This window comes from Brachymonas denitrificans, assembly GCF_907163135.1.
GTDB classification, from domain to species: Bacteria; Pseudomonadota; Gammaproteobacteria; order Burkholderiales; family Burkholderiaceae_C; genus Brachymonas; species Brachymonas denitrificans_A.
This window is the reverse complement of sequence record NZ_CAJQUA010000001.1, coordinates 862,509-877,272: the sequence shown is the minus strand read 5'-3', so window position 1 is coordinate 877,272 and position 14,764 is coordinate 862,509. Positions and strand designations below refer to the sequence as shown.

Genomic DNA, 14,764 nt, shown 5'->3' with positions numbered 1-14,764 from the left:
GTAATTACGCAATCCGTACCACGCTTCGGCCTCTTACAATAGTTGAATCATCAAAGAACGCATCATACCTGCTGCCTGTTGCGGGCCGCAGGGTGTTTGCGTGCCAGCGTCATCCATGAATCCCCGCCTGTCCCTGCTGCAACCCTACCCCTTCGAGCGGCTACGCCAGCTGTTTGCCGACATCACGCCCAACCCGGACTACGCCCCCATCAGCCTGGGCATCGGTGAACCCAAACATCCCACGCCGCCCTTCATCCAGCAGGCACTCTGCGATGCCACCATGGGCCAGCCTGGCCTGGCCGGCTACCCGGCCACCGTGGGTGAACCGGGCCTGCGCCAGGCCTGTGCCGACTGGATGCAGCGCCGCTACGGCGTGACGGTCGATCCCGCCACGCAGGTGTTGAGCGTGAACGGCTCGCGCGAGGCACTGTTTGCCATCGCGCAAACGGTGATCGACCCCACCGGCAACGCCATCGTGCTGTGCCCCAATCCGTTCTACCAGATCTACGAAGGCGCCGCCCTGCTCGCCGGCGCCACGCCCTGGTATGCCCCCAGCGTGCCGGAGCGCAACTTTGCAGTGGACTGGGACAGCGTGCCGGAAGATATCTGGCAACGCACGCGCCTGATCTATGTCTGCTCGCCGGGCAACCCCACCGGCGCCGTGATGCCGCTGGACGAATGGCAGAAGCTGTTCGCCCTGTCCGACCGCTACGGTTTCGTGATTGCCTCGGACGAGTGCTACAGCGAGATCTGGTTCCGCGACGAGGCTCCGCTCGGCGGCCTGGAAGCCGCGCAGAAGCTGGGGCGCCATGATTTCCGCAACCTGCTGATGTTCACCAGTCTGTCCAAGCGCAGCAATGTGCCGGGGCTGCGCAGCGGCTTTGTCGCAGGCGACGCCGCGTTGGTCAAGTCCTTCCTGCTGTACCGCACCTACCATGGCAGCGCCATGAATCCGGTGGTGCAAAAGGCCAGCGCCCTCGCCTGGGGCGACGAGGCCCATGTGGAGGACAACCGCCGCATGTACCGCGACAAGTTCGCGCAGGTCACGCCCGTGCTGGCCGACGTGCTGGACGTGGCACTGCCCGATGCCGGCTTCTACCTCTGGGCCCATGTCGGCAAGACCTGCGATGGCTCGGATACCGAGTTTGCCCGCCAGCTGCTGCAACAGGTCAACGTGACGGTGCTGCCCGGCAGCTTCCTCGCCCGCGAGGCGCATGGCCACAACCCCGGCGCCGGCCGCATCCGCATGGCCCTGGTGGCCGAGACCGCACAGTGCATGGAAGCCGCCCAGCGCATCCGCAACTTCGTCCAGTCCCTTTCTTCCTGACTCTCCTTTTCCGGCCGCCTCCTGCGGCCTGATTTTTTCGTTGTCTCCTCACCCATAACAAGGACTCGCCATGAGCACCATCCAACTGCAGACCATCATCGAAAACGCCTGGGACCATCGCGCCGAAATTTCTCCCTCCAGCGCTCCGAAGGAAATCGTCGATGCGGTGGAACATGTGCTGGCCGAGCTGGATGCCGGTACCCTGCGCGTGGCCACGCGCGAGGCGGTGGGCCAGTGGACGGTGCACCAGTGGATCAAGAAGGCCGTGCTGCTGAGTTTCCGCCTGCGCGACAACGAGGTGATGAAAGCCGGCGATCTGACCTTTTACGACAAGGTGCCCACCAAGTTCGGCAACATGAACGCCAACGAACTGCAGGCTGCAGGCGTGCGCGTGGTACCGCCGGCCATGGCGCGCCGCGGCAGCTATATCGCCAAGGGCGCCATCCTGATGCCGTCCTATGTCAACATCGGCGCCTACGTGGATGAAGGCTCCATGGTCGACACCTGGGCCACCGTGGGCAGTTGCGCCCAGGTCGGCAAGCATGTGCACCTGAGCGGCGGCGTGGGTCTGGGTGGTGTGCTTGAGCCGCTGCAGGCGGGTCCGACCATCATCGAGGACAACTGCTTCATTGGCGCCCGCTCGGAGATCGTCGAGGGCGTAATCGTGGAAGAGAACTCCGTGATCAGCATGGGCGTGTACATCGGCCAGAGCACGCCGATCTACGACCGCACCACGGGCGAAATCAGCTATGGCCGCGTGCCGGCCGGCTCCGTCGTGATCAGCGGCAGCCTGCCCAAGGACAATGGCCGCTACAGCCTGTACGCGGCCATCATCGTCAAGCGCGTCGATGCACAGACCCGTGCCAAGACCAGCCTGAACGACCTGCTGCGCGACTGATGGATGCGCGGATGGCAGCTACACTGCCATCTGGCTGCGTTTGCCCGGCACCGCCTGCGCGGTGCCTTTCTGTCTTCAAGATCCCGGAATTTTCACCGTGTCCGACACCCTTCTTCTTGCCGAACAACTGATCGCCCTGCCCTCCGTCACGCCGGACGATGCCGGCTGCCTGCCGCTGATCGCCAGCCATCTCGAACCCCTGGGTTTTCAGTGCGAGCGCATCGACAGCGGCCCGGACCACTTCCGTGTCAGCAACCTGTGGGCGCTGCGCCTGGGCAGCCGGGGTGAAGCCGGCAAGACGCTGGTTTTCGCAGGGCATACCGACGTGGTCCCCACCGGCCCCGAAGCCGAGTGGACCAGCCCGCCCTTCCTGCCCACGCACCGCGACGGCAAGCTCTACGGCCGCGGCGCCAGCGACATGAAGACCTCGCTCGCCGCCATGGTGATGGCCGTGCGCGACTATCTGGCTGCCGAGCCGGACACCTCTCTCAACATCGCCTTCCTGCTCACCAGCGATGAGGAAGGCCCGGCCACCGATGGCACAGTTGCCGTCTGCAAGGTGCTGCGCGAGCGCGGCACGCGCCTGGACTACTGCGTGGTGGGCGAGCCCACTTCGGTGGAATGCACCGGCGACATGATCAAGAACGGTCGTCGCGGCTCCATGAGCGGCAAGCTCACCGTGCACGGCGTGCAGGGCCATATCGCCTATCCGCAGTTGGCGAAGAACCCGATTCACCTCGCTGCCCCTGCGCTGGCTGAGCTGGTCGGCATCACCTGGGATCAGGGCAATGCCTTCTTCCCGCCCACCAGCTGGCAGATCAGCAATATCCACGGCGGCACCGGCGCCAGCAACGTCATTCCCGGCTCGGTCGTGATCGACTTCAATTTCCGCTTCTGCACCGAGTCCACCCCCGAGAGCCTGCAGCAGCGCCTGGAAGCGGTGCTGAAAAAACACGCACTCGAATACACGCTCGACTGGACCATCAGCGGCTTACCTTTCCTCACCCAGCCGGGCGATCTGGTCAACGCCGTGCAGCAGGCCATCCGCGACGAAACCGGCATCGAAACCGAACTGTCCACCAGCGGCGGCACCAGCGACGGCCGCTTCATCGCGCAACTGTGCCCGCAGGTGATCGAGCTCGGCCCCCCGAATGCCACCATCCACAAGATCAACGAGCATGTGGCGCTGGCGGATATCGCCCCCCTGACCGGCATCTATCGCCGCATTCTGACCAACCTGGCAAAAGCGGAACACGCGTGAAACCGTGCGCGCTCGCCGCAGCGGCATGGCCAGAAGCGTGTACGCTGTCGGGATGAACGCGATCGCACAAGGCTTGCTGCTGCAACTGCGCTTCCCATTGCCATGGCCGCACATCCGGCGGCCAGAAGATTTTCTGCCTCTCCATGACTGATACCCTCACCCCCCTGCATGCGCTGGTCCGCCAGCAGGCCGAACGCCTCGAAGCCGCCGGCGTGGCCCTGGGACACGGCACGGCCACGCCCTTTGACGAAGCCGCCTGGCTGGTGCTGTGGCAACTCGGCCTGCCGCTGGACACCGACCTGGACGGCCCGGCCCAGCCGACTCCCACGCAGGAGCAACTGCAGCAGGTCGACCAGCTCGTCACCCGCCGCATCCAGACGCGCCAGCCCGCTGCCTACCTCACGCGCGAAGCCTGGCTGCAAGGCGTGGCCTTCTACGTGGACGAACGCGCCATCATCCCGCGCAGCCTGATCGCCGAGACCCTGGCCGATGGCAGCATCGATGCTTTTCTGCACCCCGAAACCTGTCATGTGCTGGACCTGTGTACCGGCAACGGCAGCCTGGCGGTGCTGGCGGCCCTGGCGTGGCCTGATGTGGTGGTCGAGGCCGCCGATATCTCCACCGACGCGCTGGCCGTGGCCGCCATCAACGTGGAAAAGCACGGCCTGCAGCAACGCATCCGCCTGCTTCAGAGTGACGGCCTGGCCAACTGCACCGGCCCCTACGACCTGATCCTGTGCAACCCGCCCTACGTCAACGCGCACAGCATGGCGGCGCTGCCGCCCGAATTCCAGGCCGAGCCCGATCTGGCCCTGGCCGGCGGCGAAGACGGCATGGATTTCATCCGCCCGCTGCTGGCTGCCGCCCCTGCACGCCTGAGCGAGCGTGGCGTGCTGGTGCTGGAAATCGGCCACGAGCGCGACCATTTCGAAGCAGCCTTCCCGCACCTGAACCCGCTCTGGCTCGAAACCAGCGCCGGTGGTGACCAGGTGCTGCTGCTCACGCGCGAAGCCCTGCTGGAGCAAGCCGCATGATTGTCATCCAGGATGTCACCCTGCAGCGCGGCACCAAGGTGCTGCTGGACAAGGCTTCGGTCACCCTCAACCCCGGCGAGCGCGTGGCGCTGGTCGGCCGCAACGGAGCCGGCAAGTCCAGCCTGTTCGGCCTGCTCAATGGCACGCTGCACGAAGACAGCGGCGAAGTGGTGGTGCCGGCCCACTGGCGCCTCGGCCAGGTCGCGCAGAACATGCCCGAAACCAGCGAAAGCGCCACCGCCTTCGTGTTGGGCGGCGACACGCGACTGCAGGAAGCCCAACAAGCCCTCGCCGCCGCCGAGGCCAGCGGCGACGGCATGGCCATCGCCCACGCCCACACACTGCTGCAGGACGCCGGCGCCCATGATGCCGCCTCGCGTGCCCAGACCCTGATCCTCGGGCTCGGCTTCCAGGTGAACGAGCTGGACAAGCCCGTCAACAGCTTCTCCGGCGGCTGGCGCATGCGCCTGCAACTGGCGCGCGCGCTGATGTGCCCGAGCGATCTGCTTCTGCTCGACGAACCCACCAACCACTTGGACCTGGACGCCCTGGTCTGGCTGGAAGGCTGGCTCAAGCGCTACCCCGGCACCCTGCTCATCATCAGCCACGACCGCGAATTCCTCGATGCCGTCACCCAGGTGACCGTGCACATCGAACACGCCAAGTTGAACCGCTACGGCGGCAACTACACCGCTTTCGAGGAAATGCGCGCCCAGCAGATCACCCTGCAACAGGCAGCCTATTCGCGCCAGCAGGAAAAGATCGCCCACCTGCAGAAATTCATCGACCGCTTCAAGGCCAAGGCCACCAAGGCCAAGCAGGCGCAAAGCCGCGTCAAGGCGCTCGAGCGCATGGAGCGCCTGGCGCCTGTGCTCACCAGTGCGGACTTCACTTTCGAATTCCAGGAGCCGCCGCAACTGCCCAACCCCATGCTCGCCATCCGCAATGCCAGCTTCGGCTACCGCGGAGCCGACTATGTGGCACCCGATGCCTCCCAGGCCGGCGATGTGGAGGACTTCAGCACCAGCCACACCCTGCGCGAGCACCAGTTGCAGACCGGCGAAGCGTTGGCCGATATCAGCGCCAGCGACACCGTCATCCTGCGCAACGTCGACCGCTCCGTCCTGGCCGGCCAGCGCATCGGCGTGCTCGGTGCCAACGGCCAGGGCAAATCCACCTTCGTCAAGACCATCGCGCATGCCCTGCCGCTGCTCGCTGGCCAGATCACCGAAGGCAAGGGCCTGCGCCTGGGCTACTTTGCCCAGCAGGAACTGGACGTACTGCAGCTCGACGATACCCCGCTCGGGCACATGATCCGCCTGGCCAAGGCGCACCCCGACATTGCCGCCCAGGCCGGCCGCGAGCAGGATCTGCGCAACTTCCTCGGCAGCTTCCAGTTCAGCGGCGACATGGTGTCGCAGCGCGTCGGCAGCATGAGCGGCGGCGAAAAAGCCCGCCTGGTGCTGGCCATGATCGTCTGGCAGCGCCCCAACCTGCTACTGCTGGACGAACCGACCAACCACCTCGACCTGACCACGCGCGAGGCGCTGGCCATGGCGCTGAACGAGTTCGAAGGCACCGTGATGCTGGTCAGCCACGACCGTGCCCTGCTGCGCGCCGTGTGCGACGACTTCTGGCTGGTCGGCCACGGCACCATCGCCCCGTTCGACGGCGACCTGGACGACTACCAGCGCTACCTGCTCGACATGGCCCGCCAGAAGCGCGAAAGCCTGGCCGAAGCCGCCGGTGCAGCGAAACAGGCTGCTGCCCCCACCGACAAGCCGGCCCTCAGTGGCGCCGAACAGCGCAAACTGCAGGCCGCACAGCGGCAGCAGTATCTGGAGCAGCGCCGCCCGCTGGCCAAGCGTCAGCAACAGCTCGAGCAGCAGATGGACAAGCTCAACGTGGAAAAAGCGTCGCTCGAAGCCCGCCTGTGCGAACCGTTGGACCCAGGAGCCATCGCCGAAGCCGGCCGCAAGCTCAAGCAGTGCACCGACGCGCTGGAGGAAGCAGAAATGAACTGGCTGGAGGTGTCCGCCGAACTGGAAGCCGTGGAAACGGCCTACGAGGCCGGCACAGCGTGACAAGGTTCCTGCTGTTCAGCGATTTTTAATCTGAACGACAAAAAAAGCCGCTACAGTAGGAGTGTTCATCATTCAACAAAGGGAATCCCCACCATGATGCAAATCATCTCCATCATCGTTGTCGGCTTCATCGTGGGCCTGCTGGCCCGCGCACTCAAGCCCGGCGACGACAAGCTCGGCCTGCTGATGACCACCGTGCTGGGCATTGCCGGCTCCGCCGTGGCCAACTTTGCCGGCTCCGCACTCGGCCTGTACCGTCCTGGCGAGGCCGCCGGCTGGATTGCCTCCATCCTGGGCGGCATCGTGCTGTTGTTCCTCTACGGCATGATCGCCAAAAAGTGATGCCGGGCCGGCTGCCGGCTTGACGGCAGGTTAATATGCAGGGGGGCTGTCATCAGCCCCCTTTCTCATGCCTTTACGCCTGTCGTCCATGCCCTTGCACCGATCCCTGCTGACCCTGCCCCTGCTGCTTGCCGGCCTCTCCCTGGTTGCCGGCTGCCAGAAGACGGAAACGCCCGCCCCGGCCTCCATGTCTTCCAGCCTGGTCGGCCCGAGTGCGGTGCTGCCGGCCTCGGCGGCATCGCTGCCGGCCAGCGCATCCGAAGTGATCAAGGGCATCTACTTCTGGGGACCGGAAGTGGAAACCATCTCTCCCTGCAACACCAACCGGACCTTCTGGCTGGATGGCAGCGAAAGCGCGCTCGCACCCCTGGAGGAAATGGCGCTCGACAAGGCCAACCGCGCCAACGAGGCCTACCAGCCCATCTACGCCGAGTTGCGCGTGATCCGCAAGGGCCAGGCCACAGATGGCTTCGCCGTCGAGTATGACGGCGTGGTCGAGCTGCAGGAAGTGATTGCCAGCAACGCCGAGGTGCCTTCCGGCTGCAAGCTGATCGAGGTCCCCACCCCGCCGGCAGAGCCCGCTTCCGAGCCGGCATCGGCCGCCATGGACGCCGCCTCGCAACCAGCCTCTGCCCCCGCTGCCCGCCGCAAGGCAGGCTGACAGCCCAAAAAACGAAAAGGCCAGATCGGCAATGATCCGGCCTTGTTCAGAAAGCAGCATCCGGGCGAAGGCTTGCGGCCCTGCCGCAAGCCCCGCACTCCTGCGAACAGGGTCTGCTTATTCGATAGCTTCCTTGACGCCCTTGGGATAGTGGAACAGGGTCGCTGCCGGATCCTTCATCTCGCCGCTGGGCTCGAAAGTAATGGTGGCAGATACGCCCTTGTAGTTGGACTCTGCCAGCTTGGGCAGGTACACGGCCGGATCGGCGGAGTCGGCGCGCTTCATGGCGTCCATGATCAGCATGGCAGCGTCATAGGTGTAGGGGCTGTAGACTTGGTACTGGCCAGGGTAGGCCGCGTCATAGCGCTTCTTCCATTCTTCACCGCCGGGCATCTTGGTGATGGAGGAGCCGCCAACCGCGCACACCACGTTCTGGAGCGGCTTGGCGCCGCCGGAGAGCTTGGCCAGTTCCATGGTGCAAATGCCGTCGCCACCAAAGAACTTCTGCGTGGTCAAGCCGAGCTGCTCCATCTGGCGCAGCATCGGGCCGGCCTGGGCGTCCATGCCTCCATAGAAGATGCCGTCCGGCTTCTCGGCCTTGGTGGCAGTCAGGATCGCCATGAAGTCGGTCGCCTTGTCGGTGGTGAACTGCGTGCTCACGATCTCGATGCCGTTGGCCTTGGCCACCTTGGCAAACACCTCGGCAATGCCCTGGCCATAGGCGGTGCGGTCGTCGATCACGGCCACGCGCTTGAGGTTGTTCTTCTTGGCGTCATTGGCCAGTGCGGCACCCAGGGCGTCATCGTTGGCGATGATGCGGAAGGTGGTCTTGTAGCCGGGCTTGGTCAACGCAGGGTTGGTGGCGGCGCCCGTCACCATCGGAATGCCGCAGTCGTTGTAGATCTTGGAGGCAGGAATGGTGGTGCCGGAGTTGAGGTGGCCAACCACGCCTGCCACCTTGGAGTCGCACAGCTTCTGCGCCACGGCCGTGCCCTGCTTGGGATCGGCAGCGTCATCTTCCACCACGGCTTCGAAACGGATCTTCTTGCCGCCCAGGGTCATGCCCTTCTGGTTCATGTCGTCCACGGCCATCAGCACGCCGTTGGCATTGTCCTTGCCGTAGTGTGCCTGGCTGCCGGACATGGGCGCAACGGAAGCGATCTTCACCACCTGCACGTCACCACCGGCCGCGGGAGCGGCAGGTGCGGCAGATACGGAGGCTCCGCTGGCCGGAGCGGCGGGTGCCTCTTCCTTCTTGCCGCAGGATGCCAGCAAGGCGGCAGCAGCCAGGGTGGCCGCAACGCTGAAACGCAACTGATAGTGCATGATGTTTGTCTCCAGATATAGGTGTGTCTTCGAAAGCCGGGCTTTCCCGCCGCCTGGTCTGCCTGTTTGCAAATCCTTCAACGACAGCGAAAAAATTGTAATGCGCCAGTTACCGTTCACTCGTCCTATTTGCACGTTCTAGGGCAAACACCGAGAACCCGGCTTTCTCAGCCCTTCACCTGCACATCATGCCGCTGGATCTGGTAGCCACGGCTGGTGTAATAGCGCCAGCGCTCGCGCGCCTGGGCACGGTCCGCCTCGTCCTGCGAAACCACCTCGATCAGCCGTGCGAACTGCTCGAACCCGGCCGGCACCTGCGGCATCAGACTGACCAGCACATCATGGCGTGCGCAGCTGCCCACGTCGCCCGTAAGCCAGACGCGCGCACACTCCTGCATGGCAGCCGCCGTCGCACCTCCTTCCTGCCCTTCGCGCCAGTGGCCGATGAAATCGGTCGCGGACAGCTCCCACAGTTTGCGGTCGAGCTTGTCCAGCGTTGCCGGCTCGGCCACCACCACGATGGAATCGGCACGCCCCACCGCCTTGCGCAGCAGGCGGCTGAGGTAGGCAACCCGGTCGGGAATATTGAAATGGAAGGCGATTTCGGTCATGCCAGGGCCTGAATCATCCGCGCTTGCCTGCTGCGGCGCCCTTGCCCTTGGCTGCTGCAGGCTTGCGGGCCGCCGGTTTGCCCGTCTTGCCGGTATCCCTTGCTGTCGCCTTGCCCCCCTCGGGTGCAGGCAGGGCAAACTGCACCGGCGTCTTCGCCAGGTTCAGCACCAGCCGCACCAGCAAGGGCACCGGGCGGCCGGTAGCCCCCTTGGCGGCGCCCTCGTCCCAGGCCGTGCCGGCAATGTCCAGATGCGCCCAGGGATAGGCCGAGGTATAGCGTTCCAGGAACTTGGCTGCAGAAATCGCCCCGGCGGTACGCCCTGCGATGTTCGCCATATCCGCGAAATTGGATTTCAGTCCCTTGCCATAGGCATCGTCCATAGGCATGCGCCAGCACAGGTCGGCCGACTCGTCCGCCGCCTGCTCGATGGCGCGCGCCAGCTCATCGTGCTGGCTGAACAGGCCCGAGCGCAGGTTGCCCAGCGCCATCACGCAGTTGCCGGTCAGCGTGGCGATATCCACCACCGCCAGCGGTTTGAAGCGTTCGGCATAGGTCAGCGCATCGCACAGGATCAGGCGCCCTTCGGCGTCGGTATTGAGCACCTCGATGGTCTGGCCGCTCATGCTGGTGATTACATCGCCCGGCTTGGTGGCTTCGCCGCTGGGCATGTTCTCGCAGGCGGGAATCAGGCCCACCACGTTGATGGCCGGACGCAGGTGGCGCAGCGCCTCGAACAGCCCCAGCACGCTGGCAGCACCCGACATGTCGAACTTCATCTCGTCCATGCCGGCGCCCGGCTTGATGGAAATGCCGCCGCTGTCGAAGGTGATGCCCTTGCCGACAAAGGCGAGCGGCGCCTGCTTGCGGTCAGCGCCGTGGTACTGCAGCACGATGAAGCGCAGTGGCTCGCTGGAGCCCTTGGCCACGGCCAGGAAAGCGCCCATGCCCAGCTTGCGCACTTTGGCCTCGTCCAGCAGTTCGCATTTGAAACGTGCGTCGCCATGGCCTTCGTTGCCGGAACGGGCAATCTCCTCGGCGACCTTGCCCAGCAGCGTGGGGGTGGCATGGTTGGCAGGACGGTTGGCCCATTCGCGCGCCAGGCCCATGCCGGCCAGCAGCGCACGACCTTCCTCGAAACCCGTACGGCAGTCATTGGCATTCGGCGCGCCGATAACGACCTTCTTCAGCCCGCCCTTGGCCGAAGGCTTGGTGTTGCTGTACACATAGCCGGCGCCCCCCACGGCGAGCATGGCAGTACGCACCTGGTCGATCGTGGCGTCCTGCGCGAAATACACGGCCAGACGCACGTCCTCGCTGACCAGTTCCTTCACCGCCTTGGACAGTGCCTCGCGGATGTCCTGCTGCTTGCCCTGGCCGATCCCGAGCAGGATTACGCGGGAGGCAAAGGCATCGTCGGGCAGGTAGAGCGACAGGCGCTTGCCCGCAGCCGGGCTCCAGTGGCCGCACTGCATGGCGCGGGCAATGGTACCGGGCAGGCCGGCCATGCGCTCCGGCAGCACTTCGTAGCCATCACGCAGCAGGACGAGCAAGACATCACTGCGCACAGCCTTGCTCGGAGCCAGCAGGTCGGAGGGGGAGAGTTGGAAATTCATGATAATGTCGGTTTGTTCTTGGATTGCAAGCGCGGGACTAATGTTATTCGATTCTTCCATACGCCGCGAACTGACCCGCACCTTTGGCGCGACGCTGTTCGTGCTGCTCATCATCGTGCTCACGATGATGCTGATCCGCACGCTCAACTTCGCCAACAAGGGTACGGTGGATCCGTCCGAGGTGTCGCTGGTGCTGGGCTTTACCGTACTGGCCTATTTCCCGACCATCCTCACGCTCAGCCTGTTCATCAGCATTGTCTACACGCTGTCACGCATGTACCGGGACAGCGAGATGGATGTCTGGTTTTCTGCCGGACAGGGCCTGTTCCGCTTCCTGCGGCCGGTGCTGCAGTTTTCAGCGCCGGTCATCGTGGTGATTGCCCTGCTGTCGGTGTTTGGCTGGCCTTGGGCCAATGCCAAGTCGCAGGAGCTGCTCAACCGCTACCAGAGCCGCGGCGACCTCGAGCGCATTGCCCCCGGCCAGTTCCAGGAATCGCGTGACGGCAGCCGCGTGTTCTACATCGACAACAAGGACATGAAGGAGCGCGGCACCCCGGACAAGGCCAGCAAGCTGTTCATCTTTGCCCGCCAGCCCAAGAGCGAAGTGGTGGTGTCGGCCAGCAACGGGCATATCCGCATGGTGGGCAACGAGCGCTTTGCCGTCCTCAACAACGGGCAAAGCACCGAAATCCACGATGACCAGACACTGACCATCAGCCGTTTCCAGGAATACGGCATCCGCATCGGGGGCAAGCCGGTGGAGGTGAAGGACGTCAACCTCAACGACCCGACCACCCTGATCGGCATTTCGCCGCGCATCATCCCCACTCCGGCCCTTTTCCGCATTCCGGAAGGACGCTTCCAGGGCGAATTGGGCTGGCGCCTGGGTATGGCGCTGGCGGGCATCAACTTCATGCTGCTGGCGCTGGCGTCCTCGCGCGTCAACCCGCGCTCGGGACGCAGCGGCGGGCTGATCGTGGCCCTGCTGTTCTTCGTCGCCTATTTCAACCTGCTCAACTTCGGCAAGAACTGGGTGGCCACCGGCAAGATCGGCATGCCGATGATGCTGCTGGTGCTGCATGGTGGTGTCTTCGTGGCCTCGCTGCTGTGGTTGTGGAAGCGCCACATGCAATGGTCTTTCAGCCATCTGTGGCAGCGTCGCCGCACGCGTGAAACGGGAAGTGCAGCATGAAAACGGCACAAGGCTATATCCACCGCCAGATCTATCTGGCCGTTCTGTTCGTGACAATCGGCTTTCTGGCGCTGTTCTTCTTCTTTGATGCGGTCAACGACATCTCGTACACCAGCCGCAATCCGGTGCTGCAGTACACCATCGTGAATGCCTTGTCCTATGTGGGCATGCTGATTCCCGGCCATGTGTACGAACTGCTGCCCATCGCCGTGCTGATCGGCACCATCTTCGTGATGGCCAGCCTGGCGCAGAACTCCGAATTCACCATTCTGCGCACCAGCGGCCTGAGCCCTGCACGCGCCCTGCGCAGCCTGCTGTGGATCGGCGCCATTTTTGGCGTGCTCACCTTTCTGGTCGGCGACTACGTCGCGCCGCGCACAGAGAAGTTCGCCCAGAACTACAAGGCCCGTTTCGAAGGCAACCTCACGTCCGGGCGTACCGGTGCGTGGATGAAGGAGAGCGCGGGTGGAGGCGACCGCATCGTCAACGTGCAGCAACTCACACCCCAGGCTGAGATGCGCAATGTGCGCGTGTTCAACTTCGGGGCCGATGGTGCCTTGTCCGATATCGTCAAGGCCGAATCCGGCACCTTCGGCAAGGACGGCAGCTGGCATCTGCAGAATGTGCAGCACACCGTGCTGACGGGAGCGGCCGAAGAGCAATACCGCATCAAGCGCGAACAGTTGCCAACCATGCACATGACGACGGAAATCGCACAGAGCATGGTGGCGTCGGCCCTGCTCGAACCGGACCGCATGTCGGCACTGGAGCTGTACCAGTACGTTTCGCACCTCAAGAGCAACAACCAGTCGGCACAGAACTACGAAATCCAGTTCTGGCGCAAGGTGTTCTACCCGCTGAGTTGCCTGGTAATGGTGATCCTGGCCCTGCCCTTTGCCTACCTGCATTTCCGCTCGGGCAACATCACCACGGCGGTATTTGGCGGCGTGGTGATCGGCATCAGCTTCTTCCTGCTCAACAACGTGTTCGGCTACATCGGCAACCTCAATGGCTGGGTGCCGTGGGTGGCGGCAGCGATACCCAGCGTGATCTATACGCTGATCTCGCTGGGTGCATTTGTCTGGCTGGTGCTGAAGCGCTAGTACCGTCGCAGATTTGCCCGGAAAAATTTCGCAGGCCTTGAAAATCACCAAAAACCGAGGCTATAATCGATGTCTTCGGAGTATGGCGCAGCCTGGTAGCGCGTCTCGTTCGGGACGAGAAGGTCGAAGGTTCGAATCCTTTTACTCCGACCATCCATGAAAAGGGTTGCAGCGCAATGTTGCAACCCTTTTTCTTTTTGCATGACAGGCATTGCGGCCATACCACATGCATGCAAAGCATAAGACTCATTCCTCTTATACAATATCGCCCATAACGACCGCAGCCGGTCCTTTTCTTCATCGGGCACCATGAACCTCCATCAATTCCGCTTTGTCCAGGAAGCGGTCCGCCGCAATCTCAACCTCACGGAAACCGCCAAGGCGCTGTTCACCTCGCAGCCCGGGGTGTCCAAGGCCATCATCGAGCTGGAGGAGGAACTGGGCGTGGATATCTTTGCGCGCCACGGCAAGCGCCTGAAGCATGTGACGGAGCCCGGCCAGCACATCCTGGCCAGCATCGAGATCATCCAGCGCGAAGTGGCCAACCTCAAGCGCATCGGCGAGCAGTTCAGCACGCAGGACAGCGGGCGCCTGAGCATTGCCGCCACCCATACGCAGGCCCGCTACGTGCTGCCGCTGCGCGTGGCCCAGTTGCGCCAGCGCTATCCCAAGGTCCAGGTGAGCCTGCATCAGGGCACGCCCGAGCAGGTGGCGCGCATGCTGCAGGAAGAATCCGCCGAAATCGGCATTGCGACCGAGTCGCTGGCCGACTACGCGGACCTGGTCACCCTGCCCTGCTACAACTGGCAGCACGTGCTGGTCGTGCCCGAAGCGCATCCGCTGGCGCACGAAGAGCGCATCACGCTGGAGATGCTGGCCCAGCAGCCGCTCATCACCTACCATCCCTCGTTCACCGGACGCACCCGTATCGACCAGGCCTTTGCGCAGCGTCGCCTGACGCCGGAAGTGGTGCTGGAAGCCATCGATTCGGATGTGATCAGCACTTACGTGACGCACGGACTGGGCGTCGGCATCGTGGCCGAAATGGCGATGACGCATGATCCCAAACCGGGACTGGTGTACCGCCCGCTGGGGCATCTGTTCGGCAGCAACGTCACGCGCGTGGCCTTCAAGCGCGGCGTATACCTGCGCAACTACGTGTACGAGTTTGCCGAGTACCTGAGTGACCGCCTGCCGCGCCAGCTCGTGATGAAGGCCATGACCGGCCAGTTCGACGACTACGAGCTGTAAGCACACCCGCCCCACCTGCCCCCCGCGCCGCCGTCACGCCGGCGCGGTTCCGGAGACTC

Annotated in this window: 13 protein-coding genes and 1 tRNA gene; 11 read left to right on the top strand and 3 right to left on the bottom strand. The window is 64.0% G+C overall.

The window, feature by feature from the left end; genetic code table 11:
• Positions 1-115: 115 nt before the first annotated feature.
• The 7 genes from dapC (at position 116) to KKQ75_RS04115 (ending at position 7,607) form a co-directional block, all read left to right on the top strand.
• Positions 116-1,327 (top strand): succinyldiaminopimelate transaminase, encoded by a 1,212-nt coding sequence (gene dapC, locus KKQ75_RS04145; RefSeq protein WP_213360523.1) that lies wholly within the window; start codon positions 116-118, stop codon positions 1,325-1,327.
• A 70-nt stretch (positions 1,328-1,397) separates the two neighbouring features.
• On the top strand, positions 1,398-2,225 hold the full coding sequence (dapD, locus tag KKQ75_RS04140; protein ID WP_213360521.1) for a 2,3,4,5-tetrahydropyridine-2,6-dicarboxylate N-succinyltransferase: 828 nt from the start codon (positions 1,398-1,400) through the stop codon (positions 2,223-2,225).
• Positions 2,226-2,322: 97 nt separating this feature from the next.
• Positions 2,323-3,486 carry a succinyl-diaminopimelate desuccinylase gene (dapE, locus tag KKQ75_RS04135; RefSeq protein WP_213360518.1) on the top strand — a complete coding sequence of 388 codons (1,164 nt, stop codon included), beginning with the start codon at positions 2,323-2,325 and terminating at the stop codon, positions 3,484-3,486.
• Between the two features lie 143 nt (positions 3,487-3,629).
• Positions 3,630-4,520, top strand: a complete 891-nt coding sequence (gene prmB, locus KKQ75_RS04130; RefSeq protein WP_213360516.1) for a 50S ribosomal protein L3 N(5)-glutamine methyltransferase — start codon at positions 3,630-3,632, stop codon at positions 4,518-4,520.
• On the top strand, positions 4,517-6,604 hold the full coding sequence (gene abc-f, locus KKQ75_RS04125) for a ribosomal protection-like ABC-F family protein (RefSeq protein WP_213360515.1): 2,088 nt from the start codon (positions 4,517-4,519) through the stop codon (positions 6,602-6,604). The genes prmB and abc-f overlap by 4 nt, the downstream gene beginning before the upstream one ends.
• A gap of 93 nt (positions 6,605-6,697) precedes the next feature.
• Positions 6,698-6,946 (top strand): GlsB/YeaQ/YmgE family stress response membrane protein, encoded by a 249-nt coding sequence (locus KKQ75_RS04120; protein WP_250130997.1) that lies wholly within the window; start codon positions 6,698-6,700, stop codon positions 6,944-6,946.
• Between the two features lie 67 nt (positions 6,947-7,013).
• Positions 7,014-7,607 (top strand): hypothetical protein, encoded by a 594-nt coding sequence (locus KKQ75_RS04115; RefSeq protein WP_213360514.1) that lies wholly within the window; start codon positions 7,014-7,016, stop codon positions 7,605-7,607.
• Positions 7,608-7,724: 117 nt separating this feature from the next.
• Here KKQ75_RS04115 and KKQ75_RS04110 read toward each other — a convergent pair whose 3' ends face one another.
• The 3 genes from KKQ75_RS04110 to KKQ75_RS04100 all read right to left on the bottom strand — a co-directional run bounded on the left by KKQ75_RS04110 (position 7,725) and on the right by KKQ75_RS04100 (position 11,159).
• Positions 7,725-8,933: a branched-chain amino acid ABC transporter substrate-binding protein gene (locus KKQ75_RS04110; protein ID WP_213360513.1), complete on the bottom strand. Its 1,209-nt coding sequence runs from the start codon at positions 8,931-8,933 to the stop codon at positions 7,725-7,727.
• 167 nt (positions 8,934-9,100) lie between these two features.
• On the bottom strand, positions 9,101-9,544 hold the full coding sequence (locus tag KKQ75_RS04105; RefSeq protein ID WP_213360512.1) for a DNA polymerase III subunit chi: 444 nt from the start codon (positions 9,542-9,544) through the stop codon (positions 9,101-9,103).
• A 13-nt stretch (positions 9,545-9,557) separates the two neighbouring features.
• Positions 9,558-11,159 (bottom strand): leucyl aminopeptidase, encoded by a 1,602-nt coding sequence (locus KKQ75_RS04100; RefSeq protein WP_213360511.1) that lies wholly within the window; start codon positions 11,157-11,159, stop codon positions 9,558-9,560.
• A 40-nt stretch (positions 11,160-11,199) separates the two neighbouring features.
• On the opposite strand from KKQ75_RS04100, the gene lptF reads away from it, so the two are divergent.
• The 4 genes from lptF to KKQ75_RS04080 all read left to right on the top strand — a co-directional run bounded on the left by lptF (position 11,200) and on the right by KKQ75_RS04080 (position 14,705).
• The gene (gene lptF, locus KKQ75_RS04095) at positions 11,200-12,351 is read left to right on the top strand and encodes an LPS export ABC transporter permease LptF (protein ID WP_213360509.1); all 1,152 of its coding nucleotides are present in this window, start codon (positions 11,200-11,202) and stop codon (positions 12,349-12,351) included.
• Positions 12,348-13,454 carry an LPS export ABC transporter permease LptG gene (gene lptG, locus KKQ75_RS04090; RefSeq protein WP_213360507.1) on the top strand — a complete coding sequence of 369 codons (1,107 nt, stop codon included), beginning with the start codon at positions 12,348-12,350 and terminating at the stop codon, positions 13,452-13,454. The genes lptF and lptG overlap by 4 nt, the downstream gene beginning before the upstream one ends.
• Positions 13,455-13,530: 76 nt before the next feature.
• Positions 13,531-13,607: transfer RNA gene (locus KKQ75_RS04085), tRNA-Pro, on the top strand.
• A 156-nt stretch (positions 13,608-13,763) separates the two neighbouring features.
• A complete protein-coding gene (locus tag KKQ75_RS04080; protein ID WP_213360505.1) occupies positions 13,764-14,705 on the top strand; it encodes a CysB family HTH-type transcriptional regulator in 942 nt (313 codons plus the stop codon).
• The last annotated feature ends 59 nt before the right edge of the window (positions 14,706-14,764 follow it).